This is a genomic window from Kordia sp. (assembly GCF_965224175.1).
In the GTDB taxonomy this organism is placed as follows: domain Bacteria; phylum Bacteroidota; class Bacteroidia; order Flavobacteriales; family Flavobacteriaceae; genus Kordia.
Window position 1 is genome coordinate 1,692,501 of the sequence record NZ_OZ245041.1, and the last position, 23,343, is coordinate 1,715,843.

Sequence of the window (23,343 nt, forward strand, 5' to 3'; positions counted from 1 at the left end):
CTAACAACAGGGGTTGCGCTCGTTATAGGACTTAACCTGACACCTCACGGCACGAGCTGACGACAACCATGCAGCACCTTGTAAAGTGTCCGAAGAAAACTCTATCTCTAAAGCTATCACTCTACATTTAAGCCCTGGTAAGGTTCCTCGCGTATCATCGAATTAAACCACATGCTCCACCGCTTGTGCGGGCCCCCGTCAATTCCTTTGAGTTTCAATCTTGCGATCGTACTCCCCAGGTGGGTCACTTATCACTTTCGCTTAGCCACTCAGACCGAAGTCCAAACAGCTAGTGACCATCGTTTACGGCGTGGACTACCAGGGTATCTAATCCTGTTCGCTCCCCACGCTTTCGTCCCTCAGCGTCAGTATATAATTAGTGATCTGCCTTCGCAATCGGTATTCTATGTAATATCTATGCATTTCACCGCTACACTACATATTCTAACCACTTCATTATAACTCAAGTCATTCAGTATCAAAGGCAATTTTACAGTTGAGCTGCAAACTTTCACCTCTGACTTAAACAACCGCCTGCGGACCCTTTAAACCCAATGATTCCGGATAACGCTTGGATCCTCCGTATTACCGCGGCTGCTGGCACGGAGTTAGCCGATCCTTATTCGTAGAGTACCGTCAAACAAATACACGTATCTGCGTTTCTTCCTCTATAAAAGAAGTTTACAACCCATAGGGCAGTCTTCCTTCACGCGGCATGGCTGGATCAGAGTTGCCTCCATTGTCCAATATTCCTCACTGCTGCCTCCCGTAGGAGTCTGGTCCGTGTCTCAGTACCAGTGTGGGGGATCCCCCTCTCAGGGCCCCTATCTATCGCTGCCTTGGTAAGCCGTTACCTTACCAACTAACTAATAGAACGCATGACCATCTAATACCGATAAATCTTTAACTATAATCCCATGCGAGATCACAGTACCATGGGGTATTAATCCAAATTTCTCTGGGCTATCCCCCTGTATTAGGTAGGTTTCATACGCGTTACGCACCCGTGCGCCGGTCGTCAGCAAGTAGCAAGCTACTCCTGTTACCCCTCGACTTGCATGTGTTAAGCCTGCCGCTAGCGTTCATCCTGAGCCAGGATCAAACTCTTCATCGTTGTTCTTTAATATATTATCAAACTCCGAAAAATTATCTACTTCTCAAAAGATGTCTTTGCTTATGTTTTTTATCATTATCTTATTCCTAAAATAATTGCTGCTAATCAATATGTCAATGAACTTCTAATTCTCTATTTCCTAAACTTCCTTCCGAAAGCGGGTGCAAATATAAAACCCTTTTTTCATTCTAACAAAACTTTTTTAAGATTTTTTTTGAAGCTCTCTCGCAAACTTCTTGCCTCTTAAATTTTAATAGTTTTCCTATTCAGAACTTATATAAAAACGTTCCCGTTTTTAGCGGATGCAAACATACAACCTTTTTTATTCCACAGAAAACTTTTTTAAAACTTTTTTCAAAAAACTTCTATCTAATCTTAAACCAGTAATCAATGAACTTTTTTAACGCCAATTCTTATCGTTTTAGCGGCTGCAAATATAAAGACGTTTTTGAAACAAACAACATTTCTTAGATGTTTTTTCTAAAAAAATATAATTATTCTATGTTTCTGAAAAAGGATAATAAAAGTAGTGATTTTTATTTTCCCTCGCAACTATTTCTTTTCCTTGACTTTAGAGTTCCATTTATCTGTTAATTCTAGATAAGAGAATGGTAGTAATGATGGTTGTCTTTTTAATTGATTGTTGTAGAATGCGCGTTGTAGTATGTCTTCTATTAAGAAATCTTCGTGATTAGATTGAGGTTTGAATTCTCTTTTTAAAGATATATCGAATAGATTTGCAGTAGTATTGTACCAAAATGCTTTCCAGCCACTACGTAAACGTTTCACTAAATTGAATGCAGTTTCGCCAGTTTGTCTATGAATCAGCTTCACGAGTATTTGACCTTCTGTTTTTGTAAGCTTCTTTAGTTTTGCTGTTAGTTCTTTTTCAATGAATTTTTGAACTCGTTTGGTATATCTTCGCCGTTTTGATTTGGAATCAATATTATCTAGCCTTTCATTTAATTTTACTAATCGCTCCGCAGCGAGCTTTGCATAGGGATATACTTTTAATGTTTTTCTTCTTAGGATTAGATATCGAATACGTTCTTCTTTAGAAGAAAATTTTAATTTATTGAATACAATTACCTCATCTAACTCTATTGAAGAACGTGGAATGGAATCACCTTCAATGAGAAACTGCTTTACCTTTGTTGTGTCTTGCTGTATAATTTGTGCTTGTCCCACATAGGTAATCAATATTAATAGTATAAGATTAATTCTTTTCATGCTTTGACTAGAAATTCTTTCAATTTTTATTCCAAATGTACTAATTCGTACTCGTATAACTATTAAATCTATTTTAATATTATTATTTTCGTCTAATTAAATTAAAAATTTATGGCAAAAAAGAAAATTATTAATAAAAAGTCAATGGCTTTTTTAGAGAAATATTTAAATAATCCTGCTCCAACAGGTTATGAATGGAATGGGCAAAAGATTTGGATGGATTATTTGAAACCATATGTTGATGAGTTTATCACAGATTCTTATGGTACTGCCGTTGGTGTTATTAATCCTAAAGCAAAATATAAAGTAGTTATTGAAGGACATGCTGATGAGATTTCATGGTATGTAAATTATATTACTGATAATGGATTATTGTATGTTATTAGAAATGGAGGTAGTGATCATCAAATAGCGCCTTCTAAATGGGTTAATATTCATACAAAGAAAGGTATTGTAAAAGGTGTGTTTGGCTGGCCAGCTATTCATACAAGAAATAGAGGAAAGGAAGAACCGCCAAAATTGGATAATATTTTTATTGACGTTGGCTGTTCTAATAAGAAAGAAGTTGAAGAACTTGGAGTACATGTTGGCTGTGTTATTACATATCCTGATGAGTTTCATGTGTTGAATAAAGATAAATTTGTTTGTAGAGCTATTGATAATAGAGCTGGTGGATTTATGATTGCTGAAGTTGCGCGTTTGTTACATGAAAATAAAGTAAAACTTCCTTTTGGATTGTACGTTACTAATTCTGTGCAAGAGGAAATTGGTTTGCGTGGTGCTGAAATGATTACCGAAACAATTAAACCAGATGTTGCCATTGTTACTGATGTTTGCCATGATACTACGACTCCTATGATTAATAAGAAAACTCAAGGAGAGACAAAGATGGGAGATGGACCAGTTATTTCATATGCGCCTGCGGTTCAGAATAAGTTGAGAGAACGTATTATTGAAACTGCCGAAGCAAAGAAGATTCCTTTTCAACGTATGGCTTCTAGTCGTTCTACAGGAACAGATACTGATGCTTTTGCTTATAGTAATGGTGGTGTTCCTTCTGCATTAATTTCGCTTCCGCTACGTTATATGCATACTACAGTAGAAACTGTACATAAGAACGATGTTGAAAATGTGATTCGTCTGATTTACGAAACATTATTAACTATTAAAGACGGAGAAACATTTAGTTATTTCGAATAAGTTACATGATTTAATTATATAATAAAGGCTTTCAAATTTTGAAAGCCTTTATTTTTTTAAAAGAACTTCTCTTTGCATTACTACAAAAAGAAGCTCTAACTAAAAAAACTAAATAATGTTTCTTTTTTATGAAGTATACTTTTTAAGTTTACTCCCTCATTTGGAATTTATCTTAGATATGCATTAGCAATTCTGCCTGATAATAAAGATGTCCTTATAATTAAACTTATACCCTTGACGAATTACTAATACATATTTAAGACTCAATACCCAGCATTTTGCTGCGTATCTGGACACGCATTGATTTGGTTTTGCGGAATTGGAAGTACCAATTCATTCGCATCAAAAGAAAAACCTTCTATTGTGAGTTGTCTTCTTTTGAAATCGTGCAAATATTGTCCTTCAAAAGCTAATTCAGAGATTCTTTCCGTCAATACATTGTTTACAGTAGCAGTTATACTAGGTAAACCTACTCTGGTTCTTACCACATCTAAATCTTGTTGTGGTGTTGCTCCGATTGAAGTTCCTAGTTCTAAATTTGCTTCTGCTCGGATTAGTAGTAGTTCTGCCAAGCGAACCATTTGTACATTTCCAAATTGATTGTACCATTTTGTTGTGTAGTTTCCTATAATCATAGCAACATTTGGATTGGCATTTGTCCCTCTATTCTGTGATGTTAAGAAATTGGCAAAACCAGCTGTAACTCTTACATCTCCTCGACCACCTTGTGCGCTTGGTGCCCAAAAGGTATTCATACCATTTACTCCATCAATTTCCGAAACTTGTATTGAAAAGATATCTTCGGACGTATTTGCATCTTGCGCAAAAGCAAATCGATATGTAGGAACCATGCTTGCTCCAGAATCGTTTATTGCTAGGTTTGCTGCGTCTCTTGCTCCTGCATAATTTCCCATTTGCAGATATACTCTGGCCAACACAGCATTTACCGTTGCTTTGTTAGCATATATTCCATTACTAGATGGCACTAATGCGCTCGCCGCAATTAAATCTGCCAATACTATATCATATACTTGTTGCACTGTACTTCTAACATCACAATCTGAAGAAATGTCTCCTCCATTAAAAGGACTTGCTTCTGTTTTGAGCACAATACCTATGTTTGAACTTGCATTTCCATCACTATATGGTTTTGCGAATAGTTTTACCAATTCGAAATGAATTAATGCTCTAGCAAAAAGCGCTTCTCCTTCTACTCGATCTCTGTTTGCGTCATCTACAACATCAATTGCTTCTAATACTAAGTTTGCTCGATTGATAGCACTGTAACCTGCATTGAAGATATTATTGACTCTACTATTTGTTGTCAATATTTGCTTGTTGATAATTTGGCGTGGATCGTTGAATGTTCCTCCAAACGATATTTTCCCATCTGCTGCTAACAATTCAGCCACAAAAATTAAATCTCCACCTAGCAATGCTGTTCCTGACATTGTATTATATACTCCATTGAGTGCTCCAATTACTTTTTCACTACTGTTTAATGCATTCTCTGCACTTAGTGTGTTTAAAGGTTCTACATCTACATAGTCTTCACATGAAAAGGAAAGATATGCAATGATTACCATCATATAGTTTATATATTTATTTTTGATATGTTTCATCTGTTTAATTTTTTTTGATTTATAAATGTTCAAAAAAACTGAATACATTCAGTAACTCACATATAATTTTAATTATCTCCTTGTGTCAATTTGGAAATATTAAAAATTTATGTTCGTTTCATCTGTTTAATTTTTTTTGATTCCTGAATGTTCAAAAAAATTGAATACATTCAGTAACTCACATATAATTTTAATTATCTCCTTATGTCAATTTGGAAATAATAAAATTTTATGCTCGTTTCATCTGTTTAATTTTTTAAAATCCAACTTTTACTCCTACTGTTACTGTTTTCGCTTGTGGTGCTGAATAAAAGTCTACACCTTGAAATACATTGCTTCCATTTGCTAGAAAGTCTGTGCTCACTTCTGGATCCCATCCATCGTATTTTGTAAATGTTAATAGGTTTTGTCCAGTGATAAAGATTCGTAAGTCTGATAGTTTTATTTTTTCTAATAATTTTGGATTGAAGTTATATCCTAAAGAAATTGTTTTTAGTCTTACATATGAACCATCTTGAAGAAACCTGCTAGAAGTAGCTGTTCCGTTTCCTCCTACCAATCTTGGTTGCGGAATGTCTGTATTTGGATTTTCTGGCGTCCAATAGTTTAGTTCACTCGCTAATTGATTGTCAATAAAATCACCTCCAACCATAAACACATCTGCTGCTCTGTGGATTTTATTTCCTTGCACTACATTAAATAAAAAGTTGAAATCAATGTTTTTGTAACGAAATTGATTACTGATTCCCGCAATCCAATCTGGATTTGGATTTCCTAAAACTTTAAAGTTTGCAGCATTTGGATCGTTCGTAGTTCCGTCTGTTCCATCGTTTAAATAATATAATGCATCTCCGTTAGCTGGATCGACACCTGCATATTCTCTTCCATAAAACACTCCAATTGGTTCGCCTTCTATCAATGCATTCATGTATCTATCGTTTGTACTTAAGATTGGCTGACCATTGATCAATTTTGTCACTTCATTTTTATTTTGTGAGAAGTTGATGTTGGTTTCCCATCTAAAATCTTTTGTATCTACATTTATTGTATTTAAAGTAATTTCAAATCCTTTGTTTTCTATGTTTCCTACATTGGCGGCAAACCCTGTAAAACCTGAAGTTGCATCAATTGGTCTTCGTTGAATCAAATCTTTTGTTTGCTTTGCATAATAGTTTAATTCAAGATTTATTCTATTATCTAAAAAACCTAATTCTAAACCTACATCAAAGGTACTTGTGGTTTCCCAAGATAAATCATTGTTTGCTAATTGTGTTGGTGACAATCCTGCTAGTTTATTGTAGGCTACTGGCGAGAATAAAGCCAAACTAGGAAAACCATTGAAATTGTTTCCGCTAACTCCAAAGCTACTGCGTAGTTTCATGAAGCTGATTACTTTTGAATCTTTTAAGAATGCTTCTTCCGAAATTTTCCAAGCTCCTGAAACCGCTGGAAAGAAAACTCCATCGCCAAATGCTGAACTTTTATCATATCTTCCCGTAAATCCAAGGATATATTTATTGTTAAGTTTATATGTTAATCTTCCAAAGTAAGAGTAGAATCCATTATCTGCCGTAGCGCCTAAAACACCTGTAGGAACGGCTCCAGTTCCTGTTTGATCTAATCCGGAGATAAATCCTGTGGCAGTTCCGCCTGCAGTTTCGGTTCTCGTTTTTTGAGCCTCTGCTCCTATGACTAGATTGATATCGTGCATATCATTGAACTTTTTGTCTATAGTCGCATAGATTTTTGGAGAGAATGTTTGAAATTTTGTAATTGTGGTAGAACCAAATCCACCTGTAATTTCATTTCCTTGCGTATTTGCATTTTGAAAAGTAAAGGCTTTTCTCGAACCTCTATCCAATCCTATTTCACCTCTAATATTGAACCAATCTGCAAATTTATAATCAGCATATAGATTTGCTAAAATTCTATCGGAAGTTGTATTTCTCGTCGAATTTGCATCTTCGATAACAGCGCTGTAATATCCGCTAATAATACTTCCTACTTGATCATAACGAATTAAGTTTCCATCTTCATCTCGCACAGGCGAAACTGGTGCTTGTGCTACTAATTGAATTGGTGTTGCAAATGCATTATCGCCTGCCACACTATTGGTTTCTAACCTACTTATTGTAGTGCTTACACCTAAACGCATACGATCGCTTACATCGTGTTCAAAGTTTAAAATACCATTCAGTTTTTTCAAATCGTTTCCAATCAAAATTCCTTCCTGGTGATCATACGAAAGGTTTGTATAGAATCTTGTTTTTTCACTTCCACCAGAAGCACCAATACTAAATTGCGTTAGTTTTGCATTTCTAAATGCTAAATCTTGCCAATCTGTATCTACGTCTTGACCTTGTGATAAATCTCCTAGAATTGTGTCTGCAAAGAAATTCCCCGTATCATCCCCAAATGAATTCACAGCAGCTACTCTAAAGAAGTCTCTGTATTGAGCAGCATTCATATAATCTCTAAGGCTTGTAGGTTCGCTGAATCCATTTTGGAAATCAACATTGAATCTTGTTCTACCTTCTTTTCCTTTTTTTGTGGTGATTAATATGACTCCATTTGCTCCTCTTGATCCGTAAATCGCTGTTGCTGCTGCATCTTTTAAAACTTCTAGAGATTCAACATTATTGAAATTGATATCTCTGGTTCCTCCAGCAATCACCAAACCATCTACTACATATAAAGGTTCGTTGTTTCCTCCAATAGAGTTTGTTCCTCTAATTCTTACTTTGATCGCTCCATCAATTTTTCCACTTTGACTTTCGATAAAAACACCTGAAGCTTTTCCAGATAATGCTTCTTGTATAGAAGCTACAGGCACATTATCTAGCTGTTCTGATTTTATCTTTGTGATAGCTCCAGTATTATCTACTTTACTTGCTTTTCCATATCCAACAATCAATACCTCATCTAGTACATCAACATCTTCTTCTAGCGTAACATTGATCACTGAAATATTTGTGACTGCGATTTCTTTCGGTTTAAATCCTACATATGAAAACACTAACACATCGCCTGTTTTACATTTGATCGTGTAGTTTCCATCAAAGTCTGTTTGTGCTCCAGTAGTTGTTCCTTTTACAAGAACAGTAACTCCTAGTAATGGAGTTCCTTTGTCATCGACAATGTTACCAGTAACATTTTTTTCTTGTGCTAATACGATACTGACATTAAACAGTAATAGTAGTAGCATTTTAATGTAATTCTTTTCCATTGAAATAACTTTTTTAGTTTATACTCGTTTTTTAATACTAAAAAAGTGAAGCCGAAATTTATACGAGGCGGATATACAGTTTTTGAGATTGCATAAAGAATTCACTTCACCTTTTTTTTGCTAGAGTAAATGAACTACTTCCTGTATCTTTTTTAGGGAATCCCTATAACTATTACCCTTTCCGAAGAATGTTTACCTTCATTTTACTCATGAATGCTTCAAACGAATTTGATGTAACGTAGAATTGATGTAGTTTTAGTACTACCGAAACCAAAGAGAGCTAAAAAATGCCTTTTCCTGTTGAAGAAAAATATATACTACAAGTCGAATCACAACTAAATATTATATTTCCTACCGAATTTAAAAAACGTATGATGCGTTTAAATGGCGGAGAATGCATCATAGAAGAGTCTGAATTTAAATTGTATCCTTTTTTTGATACATCTGATAGAAAAAGAATCAGTCGAACTTGCAATCATATCGTTCTCGAAACTAGAAATGCTCGTGAATGGAAAGGTTTTCCCGAAAATGCAATTGCAATTGGTTCTGATGGCTCTGGCGATCAATTAATTTTAATGCATGATGGAAACGGAGTTTTATCTGAAGAAATATATCTATGGAACCACGAAGAAAGATTTGTAAAAAAGATTACTACATCTATTTACAGACTTTCTTCTTTGAATTCCACAAATTCGTTTTGATCAACACTTAACTGTAATGACTTACGCCACACGAAACATTTTCACATATTGTGAAGGCGTTTGTGCAAAATGTTTTTTGAATGATTTATTAAAGGTAACTTTATTATTGAATCCAACTTCATAGGCAACATCAATGATATTTAAGTTATGATGTATGTCATCTTTTAAAATTTGAGATGCTTCCGTAATGCGATATTGGTTAATGAGTTCAAAGAAATTTAATTCAAAATGCTCATTAATTACTTGAGACGTATTGTGTCGTGTTGTATTCAGCATTTTAGAAAGCTTTTCTAAGTTGATATCATTTTGCTTATAAATTTTTTCTTCATTTAATAAGTATAAAAGTTGTTCCTTTAGCTCGTGTGACAAACTGATTGTTAATCCTGAATTTCTATATTTATTATTGATTCTAATTACATAACTATTGGTAATAATTTTTGGCTGAATGTAAGCCATGTATCCAATATACAATACCATAAAAGTCATAATCCATATTTGAAAATGATATAAAAAGTCGCTTTTAGGAATCACGCGAATTACAACTAAACAATAGAACGTAAAACTTACGATATAGAGTGTAATGAGTCCTACCAGGTTTCGTTGCCATTTTTGTACACGTTCACTAATTTTAGGATTCTTTCGAATGTCTTTGTAATACATTTTAAATACAAAGTAACCATATCCAAAAAGCAAAGTCAATTTAACAAAAACCATTGGCGGTAAAAATGATTTGTAATCAATAGTACTTGTGTTTAATATTACTTTCAACTTTTCTTCTTCAGGCAGTGCTATTATAGGAAGCAATACAAAAATAACAACAATGGTAGGTATCAAATGTAATAGATGTTGCTTTTTGAATGTATATTTTTTGGTAATACTCTTAAAGTAAAAATAAAGCAGTGGTCCATCTACAAATACGAATATAGTAGACATGAATAAAGCATGTGGAAATCTATATTTCAAGTTTGAATCGTATAAAAACAAATGAAGTATAAATAATGAACGTATCAGTATGAAAATGCTTATGAATATAATTGCACTTCTATTTTTGTTTCGCTTAAAGTTCATCACAATCGCAATAAAAAAGCCTATTAACGCTGAAAACAAATAGAATAAATTGTATCCTGTAAAATTCAAACAATATTTTTTAAACACGTTTTTAAAAGGCATAATATTTTCAAGAGCAACAAACTCGCTATTGTGGATAAAGTTAAATTCATAACTGGTCTTCATATATTTATCTGCATAAAAAGACGCTTTTTCCACATCACGATTTCGCGCATGCTCTAGTGCCAGTTTTTTATAGATAGGAATACTATCTGTAGTACTGGTTTTTAATTTTAGATTCCCTACATCATAGAAATATGAAAATTCACTTGACGCAGCTCTTGGCAAATTAGCCAACTCTGTTTGATGGTTATAAGGGTTATTTTGGTTGTGTCCGTAGACACCTATTTTAGGATTGAAAAAAAGAAGAACAAATACCATCAAACGTGTTATTTGATTTATTTCTTTCATAACAATACGGTTTACTTAAATATACGACTTTATTCGTGACAAATAGCCTATTTTAGTGTCTCCCGATAAACTTTTACTTTTTTTTCACTCGCAATTTACTTCTGAAACATAAATATTGAGATCTTTTTCTGACTTTCAAAAGCCATGTAAAACTACTTATTATCAGCTGTTTGAATAGAACTACATCTATTTCGCATTACAATAAGTATTAAAATTAGTTTCCATTTTATGAATATCTTTTACCTGTGTAAGATTTATAAATTTCAACTTATCGTTTATAAATATTGAATAAACATGTTTTTTTTCACTGCGAATAATCTATAGTTTTAAGTGTTATTAACCTTTTTAAATACTATAACTATGTTAAAATCAATTACCAAATTAGGGAGAGAATTATCTAAAAACGAACAAAAATTTATCATCGGAGGTGTTCCACATTGTTATTTGGCGTATAATCATTGCGATAAAACATATCCTGATAACTTTGCTAAGTTTGATGATTGTATGCAAGATAATTTATGCGGAAGCTAATATTTTAAAATTGTCACATTAGCAATTATTGATTAAAAAGGAAAAGCGACATTATATAGTATAATGTCGCTTTTTTTATAGATAAGGTATTTTGAATATTATTTACCTTTATTTTCTTTTCTTTTACCGTGCCGTATTTATCAAATAAATATACTAAAGAAGTCATGGTTGCTGCACCTAATTCTAGCTCACGACGATTTACAGCATCAAAAGTATCATTGGAGGCATGATAATGATCAAAGTAGCGTTGCGAAACTTTATATCAAAACAAAAGATCATTACGAACTATCTTATGATTTATGAATCATAAGAAGATTCTTTTTTCTATGTTTATAATTTTATCTAGCTTTAATAAATTGATAACTATCTATGGCATTACAAACAATGTTTAAAACATCATTTTGCACAAAAAGGATTCAACATTATTTTCCAATCACAAACATTCTATTCATAATATTCTTTAGTATTTTTAGTTTGTGCTCTTATGCTCAAAACAATCTTGCTTCCTCTTTTATTGAATACAATAAGATATATTTAAAAAATCCAGATGATGCCATTATACTATGCGATCAATTTATAAGTTCTCAAGAAAATGATCTTAAAGCCTTTGGTTATGCTGGCAAAGCTTATGTATATGTCTTGCGTACTAATTTTGATTTGGCAGATGCCTTCTTTGAAAAAGCGATATCACAATTAGAACATATTGATCAAAATAAAACAGAAATTGAAGGCTATGTTTACTATTTTCAGAGTTTACGATATTTAGAAAGTCATGAATTAGAAACTGCCATACATATTCTCAATAAAACTATCAATTCTTGTGAAGGCAATTGTTCGCTCTTGTTAGAAATTAAGCTTCAATCTGCATTAGGTAGACTTTACTCTTTGTCTGATAAACTTTTTAAAGCAATAGAAATAAGTAATATATGCTTGAATAAGATAAAAAAAGCTCCTATTTTTTTGACAGAAGATAGTCTGCAAAAAGAATACCTAAAAGAATTAATAAAACTAGCTCATAGAAATATGAACGTACATATTTACAATATAAATGACGAATATTATGACTCGTATTTAGATTCAACACAACATTATGCCAAAATGGCTAAAGAATATGCAGTAAAAAATAAAATCTCTTATTATGATGTCAATATAACTACATTGTATGGAGATATTAATTTTTACAGGCACAATTATAAAGTTGCTAAACACCATTATGAAGAAGTTTTAAAAGTTTATAAAGCGAGAAAACGTAACAAACGAGTAGCACAAGGGAGTTTTATTGTCGCCGAATGTGACTATTTTTTAAAAAATTGGAAACAAGCAGAGACTATATTTCTTCAACAAATTGAGGCTAATACTTGGCCTGAGTACCAACTATTGGATTTTGAAGCTTTATGCCATTTTTACTTATTTAAAATTTATGAAGAAACAGAGCAGCCAAAAAAAGCTCTTAAGTACGCTACAAGTTATGCTGAGAAAATAAAAGCACATATTGAAACTAAAAGTGCATCTGATATTTCCATAAACACTTTGGTAGCGCATGAAAAAAGAAAAGAAGAAGTAAAGATTTTCCGTGAAAATTATCAAGCACAAGAAAAGCTAAAAAAAGTTTATTTATACTTATTTTTCACTTCAATTGTATGTATAAGTGTATTCCTAATCTATTTTTTTAAAGTTAAGAAAAAAGATAAAAGAAATATACGTTTACTTCAAACAAGAATAGATCAATTACAAGAAGACATTTCAAAACAAAACAAACCAAAAACAATAAATGTACTCACCGACGAAAATGCATTAAAACTTATTGAAAAACTTAAAAATTTAGAAAAAGAAGAATTGTTTTTGCAACCAAATTACACATTGGTCTTGGTCGCAAAAAGACTAAATACGAACTCAAGTTACTTATCGAAAACTGTAAATAATTATTTAAATCTATCCTTTGCTGAATATAGTAATAGATTAAGAATACGCTCGATTGTGAAACGGCTAAATGAACAAAAAAATTTACGAAATTATACCATAGAAGCAATTGCAAAAGAAGCAGGTTATAAAAGCATAGGTTCTTTTAATACCAACTTCAAAAAACTACTAAAAGTAAAACCTTCACTTTATATAAAAGAATTAAGACAAAGCGAAATTCAATAGTATCTTGCTTTTCTGCTCTTTTTCATGCTTTTTTAGTATGCTATTTTTAGCCATAAAGCCACACACTTTCAAGTAGTTAATTTTCAGTTATTTAAATCAAAAAACAGCATAATCATTTTTATAAAATTGACAAAACTTCAATTGTTTTTTTGTAATGAATGCTATTACATTTGAAATGTGTATTAGCATTAAAAGCTATAACAAAACATATAACATTAAAACCGTTTATTATGAAAAAAAAGAATGTTAAGTCATTAAAACTGAACAAAAAATCCATTTCGCTAATAACTCAAGTTAAAGTCGTAGGAGGCGGAACACATGGGAATACAGGATGCTTGTCTTGTGCCGATACAACTTTGAATCCTCCTGGTACTCAGTATTGGAGTTGTAATACATTATGCCTTGAACTATGTAAAAAAATAAGAAAAGGTAATTAATTTCATTAACGAACTTTGATTCGCTAATAAATTGTGACGGTAGAGCCACATATATTTGTTCTAATCAATGCTCTGCTGTTTGCTAAAGATATTTGTATTTATCGAAAAGTTGCTTACTTAAAATAAAAAGTATTCACATTTATATACTCATACTTTACAACCATTTATAAGCTAAAATTAATAACAAATTAATATTTATATACAATGCTAAAAAACATTTTAAATTTAAAAGGAGTTACTGTTCTCAATAAACAACAACAATATAACCTAGTTGGTGGTTCTCAAACATGTCGTCTAACAATTACTATGAATGGAGCTACTTTTACTATGAGCTTTGATAATTACAGTAATGGTCCTCAAGGATCAAGCGAAGCAAATCAAGACTGTTTAAGTGCGCTTGCTGGAAATGCCACTAGATGTTGGTATAACTGTGAATACGACGATTAAGAATAAAGCTTGAAAAAAAGCGATATAATAAAAAAACTAATAAAGGAAGTTTTATAATTAATCCCTTTATTAGTTTTTTCTTGTTCTAAAGCTTAAAAAAATAGATTTAAATAGAATTTATTTTGGCAACTATATATATGTTTACACTAAAAGATGAAAAAAATTATTCTAAAAGTTTAGGTAAGTAGTCTAAAGCAACAGGATCGCGGTCTTTGAAGTATTTGGTAGCGTTTTCAGGAATCCATTTTTCAAATACAAATTTTCTAAATGTTGGTAACGCTTCTATAGGGTACATTCTTGCTTCAACATCAGGTCTATCGTCAGGGAAAGAATGAGCGTAATATTTGTGAGTATCAAGAAACTCAGATTTTGTCTTTTTTAAGTAGCTTGAAAACATTCTTCCGACTGAAATATCAGGCATAATTTGTTTTCCTGTTTCACTTCTATTTGGTATCTCGTAACCTACTTTTTCTAATTCAGCATTAAGCGTAACAAATAATTCACTTATTACTGAAAAATAGTTTCTGTCAATTTTATGAAGATTGTCTTTATATCTAAGATAAAAGTTAGGCGCTTGGCTTCGATCAATCCTGCCATAAAAACCTTTTTTTCGTATTGAAGGAACAACTTCTTCAAATAACCATTCTTCAAACTTTTCAGCAGATGGTAACTTTGATTTTATGATGAGTCTGTAAACGTTTGGTTCATTGACAATTAAGACCTCTTGATCTCCTCCGTCAGTAGGCACACGGTGTTTTACCGTACCCTTTTCTTTACAATGTTGTCTAACAGCTTCCGACGGTCTTTTGTATCCTAGAGTTTTAGCGACATCAGAAGCAACAAACCAAATTTCCCCATCAATTTCAATGGTTCTAATTTCACTTAACATCTTTTCTTCTTTTGACTCGAACTTAAATACTTGTAATTGCATAGTTTAAATTTTGAGCAGAAATATAAAGATAAAAGATTGAATTTACTTATGAGATTGAAAGAAATTTCTAAAAACCAGAAACTATATCAAAAATAAATTAACTCGTAAGTTTTTTCATTATATTGCTATCTTTGAAACAAAGAACCAAATCAAATGAAAGTACGCTTACCAAAAGACGAGGACATTAACATCGCAAACGGAGAAGACATAGCACGTATAATGCGTAAGATACTTTTACGCCAAAACAGACTTCACAGAAAGAAGGAGTATTTTTGGGTTATTGGTTTGAATAACAATAACGATATTGAGTATATAGAACTCATTGCGATAGGTAAATCAAATACCGTTAATGTTTCTCCTATTGACGTATTTAATCTCGCAGCAGCTAAGAAATGCGAAAAAATCATATTATGTCACAACCATCCAAGCGGTAACATGAAACCAAGTGAAGCTGATTTACGATTAACACACAGATTAATGAAAGGCGGCGAATTACTCGGTATAAGAATACTAGATCACATTATTATTTGTGAAAAAGAAGACTATTACAGCCTGTTAGATGATGGTTTTCCTGAAGAATTACAGTAATACAAACAAACCAATTTAAATATATTATGGACGAGATAACGAAGCTCAAAAAGAACTTAAAGCAAGCTGAAGATAGAATAGTAGAATTAGAGTACAGAATAGATAATTTAGCTAAGCAATTACTACATGTTTTTGAAATAAACAATCTAAAGAATCCTTATACATAGAAGGCTTATTTTTTATCGCCTTTCTTGTCTTTATGTTCCTTTCTTTTCCTTATACTGCTTAGACTTAAAGCTGAAACAGGTCTATCTTTTGGGTTAAATTCTAATCCTTTTTTTAATTTTTGATTAAAATCTGATAAGTCTACTTTTTTATTGACAATCGGCGGCGGCGGAACTTCTCCTTTTTTAGTTTTCTCAACTAACTTATCGAAATCAGATTTATGTTCAATGTCTTGAATTATTCGAAACTTAATGTATTCTTGTTCTGCGAATGCTTTTGCTACACTTGCCCTAACGCTTCCTGCATCATTTAATAAGTCATAATCATTGAATTTGATAAAAGAGTCAAGTTTATTAACCCAATCTTTCATTGTCATACCATTATTTCTTTTTGCTTGAAGTTCTGCGAAATCCAGCAACATTGTGACAAGGATATTCAATTCTGATATTTCTTCTTGCTTTAGATAATTCTTAGCGATAGAAACATCTGACTTCATAATCTTTCCGCCTTTTTTTTCATTCTTCCAACTTGTTAACCCCATATTTGGAAGGCTTGAATCAGCCCTTAGTTTTATTATTTCAGAAGCGGTATGATGTGTTATAGCGTACTCTAGTTTATTTTGTACAGTCGCAAAGAAAGTTTGTGTAATCTTCGCTTTAGGATCGTAATCCATTGCTAAAGCGTATATGTCAGTTATTTTTTGATAAAATCTTCTTTCAGACGCACGTATCTCTCTAATGCGTTCTACTAATTCATCAAAATAATCTTTATCGAATAAGGTTTTTCCTTGTTTTAGCCTTTCATCATCCAAAGCAAAACCCTTGATTAAATATTCTTTGAGTATTGAGGTAGCCCAAATTCTAAATCTTGTAGCTTTCGGAGAATTAACTCTGTAACCTACAGATATAATCATATCTAAGTTGTAAAAATCTAATTCTCTTTTTACATCACGGTTTCCCTCCTTTCGAACTACTCGAATTTTTCGAGTAGTTGAACTTCTTGGTAGTTCTCCATCAGCATACACATTCCCTACGTGATATGTTATTGTGTTTTCTTCAACGTCAAATATATCACTCATTGATCTTTGAGTAGCCCACACAGTTTCATCATCTACAATTACTTGAATATTTGTAGTCCCATCTTCTGCAGTATAAAACAAAAAGTTTTGTTGTTCTTCTAAATTACCCATTAATCAATTCTTTATATGTTATTCTATTTTGAGTATTCTGTAAAAGTAAATTAAATCTTTCAAATTCGCCACCTTTGCGCGTGTTGTATCTAAATACGAATTCATCAACGTACTTTTGTAAATGCTTTTTACTTGTAAAATGATAGATGCCAACGATACCACGTTTTAAAAGTGACCAAAACCCCTCTATTGTGTTTGTGTGGATTCTACCGTTAACGTATTGGTTTTGGTTGTGCTTCACGATACTGTGATCGTAAATGCGGTTGATACCTTTATATCCTAGCCATTCGTCAGAATATAGTTTTGCAGATTCTTTAACGTTTTTGATAATCTCACGGGTAAGTGTTTCAGATTTTACATTCTCTATAGTACGCGCAGTAAGTTTTCCGTTACGCTCAACCATTCCGACTACGGGTGTTTTGTCTTTTGCGCTTCTACCTTGCGAATGTGGTACTTTTTTATTTGCGTGTCTGTTTTTGTTTTTTCCACCTACGTAAGTTTCATCTACTTCAACTTCATTGTCTAATTGTGTGTCGTTGTCGATTCCGAAACAGTTTCTAATACGTTGTAGCATGAACCAAGCAGATTTTTGTGTAATGTTTAAGTCACGCCCTAATTGAAGCGAAGAAATACCCTTTTTATGAGAAGTAACGAGCCAAATAGCTAAGAACCACTTTTGCAAGTCGATTTTAGTATTATCAAATATCGTGTTTGTCTTAACATTGAAGTACTTACCAGTATTTTTACACTTGTATTTGTTACCTTTACATTTGTAGACTTTAGAAGTTTCATCAAATGGACTTACTACGTTACCATTCCAACGTAATAACTCTAAATGATCTATACAAGCCTGTTGATTTGGAAAGGCTTTTATAAGGTCTAAAACTGATTTTACTTCTTCGTTAAACATAACATTATCATTTTGTTATATCAAAAATAAGAAGTTAATTACACTAAACCTAATTTAATTAGTGTAAATAAGTATATAGTTACCTTTATTTTTTTATCCTTTTATCTTCTTTTCTTTTACAGTTCCGTATTTATCAAATAAATATACTAAAGAAGTCATGGTTGCTGCACCTAATTCCAATTCGCGTTTATTGACAGCATCAAACGTATCGTTCTCTGCATGATGATGATCAAAATATCGTTGCGAATCTGGACGCAATCCTGCTAATACAATCTGATCGTCTTTTAACGGACCAATATCTGCACCACTTCCTCCTTTTTCAAAATAATGAATTAAATACGGTTTAAATAATGGTTTCCAACTTTCTACTTGTGCAAAGTTTCCAGCCGAACAATCAAATGAGAAACCTCTTGGCGTGAATCCGCCAGCATCACTTTCTAAAGCAAATACATGTTTCTCTCCTTTTTCTTTAGCAACCTCAGCATATTTACGTCCGCCACGCAATCCGTTTTCTTCATTCATAAATAATACAACTCTGATTGTTCTTTTTGGCGTATAACCCGTTTCTTTGATTAAGCGTAATACTTCCATACTTTGTACAACTCCTGCGCCATCATCATGAGAACCATCTCCTAAATCCCAAGAATCTAAATGTCCACCAACAATAATGATTTCATTTGGAAATTCACTTCCTGTGATTTCACCAATGACATTGTGCGATAGTACATCTTCATATTGTGTGCAATGCATTGTAAATCCGAATTTTGTTTTCGGATCTTTTTTTAATTGTTTACTTAATATTTCTGCTCCGTTTGTGCTGATAGCTGCCGCAGGAATTCTATCTGCTACTGCAACATCTTCATATCCCATACTTCCTGTGTGTGGATAATCATCTAAACGCAAGTTCATAGATCGTACAACAACACCAATAGCACCATATTTTAACGCTTCTTTTGCACCACCATAACGCTGATCAACACAACCACCATAAGCTTCAAACGTACTGATTAAGTCAGCTTGCATTGGACGATTATAAAACACAATTTTTCCTTGAATTTTCTCTTTTCCTAAAGCTTTTAAATCCTGCAAACCTTGTACTTCAATAACTTCTGCTTCTATTCCGCCTGTTTTGGTTGCTACAGAACCACCAAGCGCACAAATTGGCACCGTAGTTTTTGTTCCGCCAGACATAAAGTAAGCTTCTTCCGCTTTTCCACGTTCCCATTTTGGAACCATTACTTCTTGCAACCAAACTTTATCTAAACCTAATGCTTCTAGTTCTGCTTTTGTGTATTGCACAGCTTTTGCTGCATTTGCAGATCCGGAAAGACGTCCGCCAATTTTATTCGACAAATGATCAAGCCAAGCATAACTTTGTCCATTGGTTAATGAAGTTGAGTATACTTTTTTGAGTTGTTTTTCATCTGCTTTTTGTGCAAAACTGATCGCAGAAGCCAAAAATAACAGTGTAAATATTTTTTTCATGTGTGGCAGTATTTTGAGGTTTTATTCAGATTCTAATTGTTGTTTGTACATTTCGAGATTTGCTTTGATATCATCATCCAATTCAGGTTCATCAATATCTGAGTATTCTTTTAATGTATCATAAATTGTTTTGGCAACAATATATCGTGCCGTTGGTTTGTCATCAGCAGGAATTGCATACCAAGGCGCATGTGGTTTGCTCGTTCTATTTAACGCATCTTCATAACATTCTTGATATTTATCCCAAAGTTTACGTTCTTTTAAATCGCCTGGAGAGAATTTCCAGTTTTTTTCTTTGAGTTCTAAACGACGAAGTAATCTGTTTTTTTGTTCATCTTTCGAAATGTTCAAGAAAAATTTGAAGATAATCGTTCCATTGTCTGCAATATGCTTTTCAAAATTATTGATTTGTTCAAAGCGTTTTGCCCAAAATTCATCATTAATATCCTCTACAGAGTTTACAGAAGGAATGTTTTCTCCCATAATATATCCAGGATGTACACGAGTTACCAATACATTTTCATAATGTGTTCTATTAAAAATCGAGAATTTCCCTCTTGCTGGCAATGCAATGTAATGTCTCCATAAATAATCGTGCTTCAACTCTAATTCCGTAGGTACTTTAAAACTATGTACTACAATTCCACGCGTATTAAAATCTTTAAAAACTTCTCTGATTAAGCTATCTTTTCCAGCAGTATCCATTCCTTGCAAACAAACCAATACACCGTATTTTCCATGTGCGTAGATTGTATCTTGTAGTTTTCCTAAATCTTCTCGAACATCTTCTAGTTCTTTTTTGATTTCTTTTTTAGATTCTCCAAGATCAAATTTGGTAGATATTTCACTCAGTTTTATAGATTTTGTTACTTTAAAAGTATCCTTATCAAAATGCTTCATGCCTTACTATTTTTCTTTGAAGGCTAAATATACGGATTGTACTTTACATTTTTTGTAGTTTAGCGGCTTCAAATTATCAGTATTGCATTATGAAACATCAAAAATTAGTATTTGTTTTCTTTTTATGTTTGAGTTTGAGTCTATTCGCGCAAAGCGATCAAGATTCTATTCCAGCTTATACTAAAAACGGAATTTCGAAGCCTAGTATTTTATCAACCAATCCATTTGGTGTATTTATTTCACGGTTAAATCATAATTTTAAACTGAAAGCTTCTCAACGTCTAGAATTAGATATTAGTTTGGAAAGTGGAAATGTTTGGGGACCAAATGTAAAAACATATATTCCAAATGATCCTTCAGTTCGTGCTGATATGAGTGCACTAGCTTGGTTTAGCAGACAATATCGTGTGGAAGAAGATCAGATTGATGCTGGTTATTTTGAAATAGAAACTGATGGTGTGATTAAAGGCTTAAGAGGAAATTTAACGATTCCGACAACTAAAAATCAAGAATTAATTGTTGGTTTTAGAGCTTTTTTATTGACTAATGGAAAGTTTCCTCTTTCTTCTTTGACTTCCGATCGTCTTATTGAGTTCTTTCATGATAACGTTGCCGGTGGTGATGATCCTTTTGATAGACGTGTTTTTGGATTGGACAAAGCCAAGTTTTTATATACTGATAGAAATGGGAGATCATTCGATTTAGGCAATGGCGATTTTTTAACTGCTGGAATTGAGACACATTATTATTATTATCCGACATTTTTGAACGATAAGAAAGTGTATTTAAATTTTGGTGCACATCTTGGAACAAATTTATCTAGTTATAATATGTCTATGGATGTTGGACTTTCAGCTGCTGGAGTAAAACAATTTGACCTCAACGATCGTAATTTTATTTTATTCGGATTGGGAACAAATGTGCTTCGAAAAAATGCTGTGGATTTACAGGATGATAATTTTGATTTTGGAACGAATGATTTTATTGGAAGTTTAGAAACAGATATTGAATATACATTTCTTTCCAAAGGAAAAACATATCACTCGTTTGGAATTAGCTTTTATCTTCAAACAAGTCTACATAAAAAAGACGAAGACGATTACAATATTTATGTTCGTGATGACGATGCTTTTAATTCTTGGGGACATGGAACACGTCATTTATATAAGAACAATAATTATTGGACATTTGTATACACGTTTACACGAAAAATATCAACTTCATTTTATATTCAACAAGATTTTACCGTAAATAACAATCCAGATTTACAGACTGGAGTTAGTGTGAAATTTGGAATATAATTTTAGATTTTTAGACCGCTTTGCTGTTAGAAATTAGATCGCTGCGCTTTTAGATTTTTAGCTTGGTTGTGTAAAAGTTCAAAAATTAGCACAGTATTTCCTTTGAAACATCTCAATTCTAACATCTCAATTCTCAACACTGATTTTTAAATCGCTTGCTGTTAGGTGTTAGATCGCTGTGCTTTTAGATTTTTAGCTTGTTTGTGTAAAAGTTCAAAAATTAGCACAGTACAGTATTTGATTTGAAACTTCTCAATACTAACATCTCAATTCTCAATACTAATTTTTAAATCGCTGCACTTTCAGTTTTTTTCAGCATCTATTCGCATGACTTAAAATAAGTGTTTTTATAAGCGAATTACTTAATTTTTACAGAAATGACCTGTCCTTTCATTTTAAAGATTAAGAAAACTGCTGCGTCACCCTAAACTTGATTCAGCATCACACAATTTAACTAACTCATGATGAGAAACTGAATCTAGTTTAGTTTGACGTGTAAATTCACAAAAAAATCAGCCTTTTGAGCTGATTTTTTATTCTTATTTAGAAGCAAAGAGTTTTACATCTTCTTCGGTAACTTCTTTTCCTCCGAGAATGATGAGACGTTCAATTACATTTCGTAATTCTCTAATATTTCCTGTCCAATCGTACGCTTGTAATAATTCTATCGCTTTATCTGAGAATTTTTTAGCGGCTGTTCCTTGTTCGTTTGCAATTTTTCCTGCAAAATGATTTATCAATAACGGAATATCGTCTCTTCTATCATTTAATGCTGGTACTTTAATCAAGATAACGGCTAACCTGTGATATAAATCTTCACGGAATTTCCCATCTTCAATTTCTTTCTTTAAGTTTTTATTTGTTGCCGCAATAACACGAACATTTACTTTGATGTCTTTATCACTACCAACACGTTGTACTCTACTTTCTTGTAATGCGCGTAATACTTTTGCTTGTGCAGACAAACTCATGTCTCCAATTTCATCTAAAAAGATAGTTCCGCCATTGGCAGCTTCAAACTTTCCAGCTCTGTCTTTGTTTGCGCTAGTAAATGCACCTTTTACATGACCAAATAATTCACTTTCAATCAACTCACTTGGAATTGCTGCACAGTTTACTTCAATCATTGGTCCTTTGCTACGATCACTTTTTTGGTGCAACCAGTGTGACACGAGTTCCTTACCAGTTCCATTTGGTCCAGTAATTAACACACGAGCATCTGTTGGTGCTACTTTTTCAATGATATCTTTTATTTGTTGAATGGCATCAGAGTTACCAATCATTTCGTAGTTCTTGCTTACTTTTTTCTTTAATCGTTTGTTTTCAACAACCAATTCTTTTTTGTCAAGTGCATTACGAACTGTATTTAGCAATCTATTTAAATCTGGTGGTTTTGAGATATAATCAAACGCTCCAATACGCATGGTATTTACGGCAGTATCTAGATCGCCATGTCCAGAAATCATCACAAAAGGAGTTTCTGGTTTTATTTTCTTGGCAGCTTCCAATACTTCTACACCATCCATTTTTGGCATTTTTATATCACAAAGCACCAAATCATAGTCTTCCTTTTTTACCATTTCAATTCCAGCCAATCCATCTTCGGCTTGTGATACTTCATATGTATCATTTTCTTCCGATAAGATTTTCACTAATACTCTACGAATTGCTGATTCGTCTTCTATTACTAATATTTTTGGCAT

19 protein-coding genes, 1 rRNA gene and 1 pseudogene (1 of these 21 cut by a window edge) are annotated in these 23,343 nt (G+C 32.7%); 9 read left to right on the top strand and 12 right to left on the bottom strand.

Annotation, left to right across the window (positions count from 1 at the left end):
• Both ACOQOS_RS07515 and ACOQOS_RS07520 read right to left on the bottom strand, forming a co-directional pair.
• Nucleotides 1–1,114: ribosomal RNA gene (locus ACOQOS_RS07515) — 16S ribosomal RNA — on the bottom strand (it extends 410 nt beyond the left edge of the window).
• A 552-nt stretch (nucleotides 1,115–1,666) separates the two neighbouring features.
• The gene (locus ACOQOS_RS07520) at nucleotides 1,667–2,344 is read right to left on the bottom strand and encodes a DUF4294 domain-containing protein (protein ID WP_420574353.1); all 678 of its coding nucleotides are present in this window, start codon (nucleotides 2,342–2,344) and stop codon (nucleotides 1,667–1,669) included.
• Nucleotides 2,345–2,455: 111 nt separating this feature from the next.
• On the opposite strand from ACOQOS_RS07520, the gene ACOQOS_RS07525 reads away from it, so the two are divergent.
• Entirely contained in the window at nucleotides 2,456–3,544 is a 1,089-nt protein-coding gene (locus ACOQOS_RS07525) for a M42 family metallopeptidase (protein ID WP_420574354.1), read from the top strand.
• 263 nt (nucleotides 3,545–3,807) lie between these two features.
• On the opposite strand, the gene ACOQOS_RS07530 is transcribed toward ACOQOS_RS07525, so the two are convergent.
• Nucleotides 3,808–5,166 (bottom strand): RagB/SusD family nutrient uptake outer membrane protein, encoded by a 1,359-nt coding sequence (locus ACOQOS_RS07530; protein WP_420574355.1) that lies wholly within the window; start codon nucleotides 5,164–5,166, stop codon nucleotides 3,808–3,810.
• Nucleotides 5,167–5,422: 256 nt separating this feature from the next.
• Nucleotides 5,423–8,392 carry a SusC/RagA family TonB-linked outer membrane protein gene (locus tag ACOQOS_RS07535; RefSeq protein ID WP_420574356.1) on the bottom strand — a complete coding sequence of 990 codons (2,970 nt, stop codon included), beginning with the start codon at nucleotides 8,390–8,392 and terminating at the stop codon, nucleotides 5,423–5,425.
• A 287-nt stretch (nucleotides 8,393–8,679) separates the two neighbouring features.
• Between ACOQOS_RS07535 and ACOQOS_RS07540 the strand changes: the two genes are divergently transcribed.
• Entirely contained in the window at nucleotides 8,680–9,093 is a 414-nt protein-coding gene (locus tag ACOQOS_RS07540) for an SMI1/KNR4 family protein (RefSeq protein WP_420574357.1), read from the top strand.
• A 21-nt stretch (nucleotides 9,094–9,114) separates the two neighbouring features.
• Here the strand turns inward: ACOQOS_RS07540 and ACOQOS_RS07545 are convergent, their stop codons facing one another.
• Entirely contained in the window at nucleotides 9,115–10,611 is a 1,497-nt protein-coding gene (locus ACOQOS_RS07545) for a helix-turn-helix domain-containing protein (RefSeq protein WP_420574358.1), read from the bottom strand.
• A gap of 360 nt (nucleotides 10,612–10,971) precedes the next feature.
• On the opposite strand from ACOQOS_RS07545, the gene ACOQOS_RS07550 reads away from it, so the two are divergent.
• Nucleotides 10,972–11,142, top strand: coding sequence for a hypothetical protein (locus ACOQOS_RS07550; RefSeq protein WP_420574359.1), 171 nt, complete (start codon nucleotides 10,972–10,974; stop codon nucleotides 11,140–11,142).
• Nucleotides 11,143–11,167: 25 nt separating this feature from the next.
• Here ACOQOS_RS07550 and ACOQOS_RS07555 read toward each other — a convergent pair.
• Nucleotides 11,168–11,395 (bottom strand): annotated as a pseudogene (locus ACOQOS_RS07555) (hypothetical protein); the annotation flags it as partial.
• Between the two features lie 131 nt (nucleotides 11,396–11,526).
• Between ACOQOS_RS07555 and ACOQOS_RS07560 the strand changes: the two are divergent.
• The 3 genes from ACOQOS_RS07560 (at nucleotide 11,527) to ACOQOS_RS07570 (ending at nucleotide 14,171) form a co-directional block, all read left to right on the top strand.
• Nucleotides 11,527–13,287: a helix-turn-helix domain-containing protein gene (locus ACOQOS_RS07560; RefSeq protein WP_420574360.1), complete on the top strand. Its 1,761-nt coding sequence runs from the start codon at nucleotides 11,527–11,529 to the stop codon at nucleotides 13,285–13,287.
• A 230-nt stretch (nucleotides 13,288–13,517) separates the two neighbouring features.
• Entirely contained in the window at nucleotides 13,518–13,724 is a 207-nt protein-coding gene (locus tag ACOQOS_RS07565; protein ID WP_420574361.1) for a hypothetical protein, read from the top strand.
• Nucleotides 13,725–13,928: 204 nt separating this feature from the next.
• Nucleotides 13,929–14,171: a hypothetical protein gene (locus ACOQOS_RS07570; protein WP_420574362.1), complete on the top strand. Its 243-nt coding sequence runs from the start codon at nucleotides 13,929–13,931 to the stop codon at nucleotides 14,169–14,171.
• Nucleotides 14,172–14,334: 163 nt separating this feature from the next.
• On the opposite strand, the gene ACOQOS_RS07575 is transcribed toward ACOQOS_RS07570, so the two are convergent.
• Nucleotides 14,335–15,102, bottom strand: coding sequence for a Bro-N domain-containing protein (locus ACOQOS_RS07575; RefSeq protein ID WP_420574363.1), 768 nt, complete (start codon nucleotides 15,100–15,102; stop codon nucleotides 14,335–14,337).
• A 153-nt stretch (nucleotides 15,103–15,255) separates the two neighbouring features.
• Between ACOQOS_RS07575 and ACOQOS_RS07580 the strand changes: the two genes are divergently transcribed.
• Entirely contained in the window at nucleotides 15,256–15,690 is a 435-nt protein-coding gene (locus ACOQOS_RS07580; protein WP_420574364.1) for a JAB domain-containing protein, read from the top strand.
• 26 nt (nucleotides 15,691–15,716) lie between these two features.
• On the top strand, nucleotides 15,717–15,857 hold the full coding sequence (locus ACOQOS_RS07585) for a hypothetical protein (protein ID WP_420574365.1): 141 nt from the start codon (nucleotides 15,717–15,719) through the stop codon (nucleotides 15,855–15,857).
• Nucleotides 15,858–15,862: 5 nt separating this feature from the next.
• Here ACOQOS_RS07585 and ACOQOS_RS07590 read toward each other — a convergent pair whose 3' ends face one another.
• The 4 genes from ACOQOS_RS07590 to ACOQOS_RS07605 all read right to left on the bottom strand — a co-directional run bounded on the left by ACOQOS_RS07590 (nucleotide 15,863) and on the right by ACOQOS_RS07605 (nucleotide 20,339).
• Nucleotides 15,863–17,044 carry a virulence RhuM family protein gene (locus tag ACOQOS_RS07590; RefSeq protein ID WP_420574366.1) on the bottom strand — a complete coding sequence of 394 codons (1,182 nt, stop codon included), beginning with the start codon at nucleotides 17,042–17,044 and terminating at the stop codon, nucleotides 15,863–15,865.
• Nucleotides 17,037–17,954 carry an IS1595 family transposase gene (locus ACOQOS_RS07595; RefSeq protein ID WP_420574367.1) on the bottom strand — a complete coding sequence of 306 codons (918 nt, stop codon included), beginning with the start codon at nucleotides 17,952–17,954 and terminating at the stop codon, nucleotides 17,037–17,039. Before ACOQOS_RS07595 ends, ACOQOS_RS07590 begins: the two co-directional genes overlap by 8 nt.
• Nucleotides 17,955–18,047: 93 nt before the next feature.
• On the bottom strand, nucleotides 18,048–19,439 hold the full coding sequence (locus ACOQOS_RS07600; RefSeq protein ID WP_420574368.1) for a M20/M25/M40 family metallo-hydrolase: 1,392 nt from the start codon (nucleotides 19,437–19,439) through the stop codon (nucleotides 18,048–18,050).
• Between the two features lie 21 nt (nucleotides 19,440–19,460).
• Nucleotides 19,461–20,339 (bottom strand): PPK2 family polyphosphate kinase, encoded by an 879-nt coding sequence (locus ACOQOS_RS07605; RefSeq protein WP_420574369.1) that lies wholly within the window; start codon nucleotides 20,337–20,339, stop codon nucleotides 19,461–19,463.
• An 89-nt stretch (nucleotides 20,340–20,428) separates the two neighbouring features.
• Between ACOQOS_RS07605 and ACOQOS_RS07610 the strand changes: the two genes are divergently transcribed.
• Nucleotides 20,429–21,640: a hypothetical protein gene (locus ACOQOS_RS07610; RefSeq protein ID WP_420574370.1), complete on the top strand. Its 1,212-nt coding sequence runs from the start codon at nucleotides 20,429–20,431 to the stop codon at nucleotides 21,638–21,640.
• 539 nt (nucleotides 21,641–22,179) lie between these two features.
• Here the strand turns inward: ACOQOS_RS07610 and ACOQOS_RS07615 are convergent.
• A complete protein-coding gene (locus tag ACOQOS_RS07615) occupies nucleotides 22,180–23,343 on the bottom strand; it encodes a sigma-54-dependent transcriptional regulator (protein ID WP_420574371.1) in 1,164 nt (387 codons plus the stop codon).

Bases quoted from the DNA above. Each gene is read 5' to 3' on its own strand.
- ACOQOS_RS07525 (WP_420574354.1), top strand. From the start codon at position 2,456: ATGGCAAAAAAGAAAATTATTAATAAAAAGTCAATGGCTTTTTTAGAG.
- ACOQOS_RS07605 (WP_420574369.1), bottom strand. From the start codon at position 20,339: ATGAAGCATTTTGATAAGGATACTTTTAAAGTAACAAAATCTATAAAA.
- ACOQOS_RS07540 (WP_420574357.1), top strand. From the start codon at position 8,680: ATGCCTTTTCCTGTTGAAGAAAAATATATACTACAAGTCGAATCACAA.
- ACOQOS_RS07610 (WP_420574370.1), top strand. From the start codon at position 20,429: ATGAAACATCAAAAATTAGTATTTGTTTTCTTTTTATGTTTGAGTTTG.
- ACOQOS_RS07530 (WP_420574355.1), bottom strand. From the start codon at position 5,166: ATGAAACATATCAAAAATAAATATATAAACTATATGATGGTAATCATT.
- ACOQOS_RS07600 (WP_420574368.1), bottom strand. From the start codon at position 19,439: ATGAAAAAAATATTTACACTGTTATTTTTGGCTTCTGCGATCAGTTTT.
- ACOQOS_RS07545 (WP_420574358.1), bottom strand. From the start codon at position 10,611: ATGAAAGAAATAAATCAAATAACACGTTTGATGGTATTTGTTCTTCTT.
- ACOQOS_RS07550 (WP_420574359.1), top strand. From the start codon at position 10,972: ATGTTAAAATCAATTACCAAATTAGGGAGAGAATTATCTAAAAACGAA.
- ACOQOS_RS07585 (WP_420574365.1), top strand. From the start codon at position 15,717: ATGGACGAGATAACGAAGCTCAAAAAGAACTTAAAGCAAGCTGAAGAT.
- ACOQOS_RS07590 (WP_420574366.1), bottom strand. From the start codon at position 17,044: ATGGGTAATTTAGAAGAACAACAAAACTTTTTGTTTTATACTGCAGAA.
- ACOQOS_RS07560 (WP_420574360.1), top strand. From the start codon at position 11,527: ATGTTTAAAACATCATTTTGCACAAAAAGGATTCAACATTATTTTCCA.
- ACOQOS_RS07565 (WP_420574361.1), top strand. From the start codon at position 13,518: ATGAAAAAAAAGAATGTTAAGTCATTAAAACTGAACAAAAAATCCATT.
- ACOQOS_RS07520 (WP_420574353.1), bottom strand. From the start codon at position 2,344: ATGAAAAGAATTAATCTTATACTATTAATATTGATTACCTATGTGGGA.
- ACOQOS_RS07570 (WP_420574362.1), top strand. From the start codon at position 13,929: ATGCTAAAAAACATTTTAAATTTAAAAGGAGTTACTGTTCTCAATAAA.
- ACOQOS_RS07595 (WP_420574367.1), bottom strand. From the start codon at position 17,954: ATGTTTAACGAAGAAGTAAAATCAGTTTTAGACCTTATAAAAGCCTTT.
- ACOQOS_RS07615 (WP_420574371.1), bottom strand. From the start codon at position 23,343: ATGCCAAAAATATTAGTAATAGAAGACGAATCAGCAATTCGTAGAGTA.
- ACOQOS_RS07575 (WP_420574363.1), bottom strand. From the start codon at position 15,102: ATGCAATTACAAGTATTTAAGTTCGAGTCAAAAGAAGAAAAGATGTTA.
- ACOQOS_RS07535 (WP_420574356.1), bottom strand. From the start codon at position 8,392: ATGGAAAAGAATTACATTAAAATGCTACTACTATTACTGTTTAATGTC.
- ACOQOS_RS07580 (WP_420574364.1), top strand. From the start codon at position 15,256: ATGAAAGTACGCTTACCAAAAGACGAGGACATTAACATCGCAAACGGA.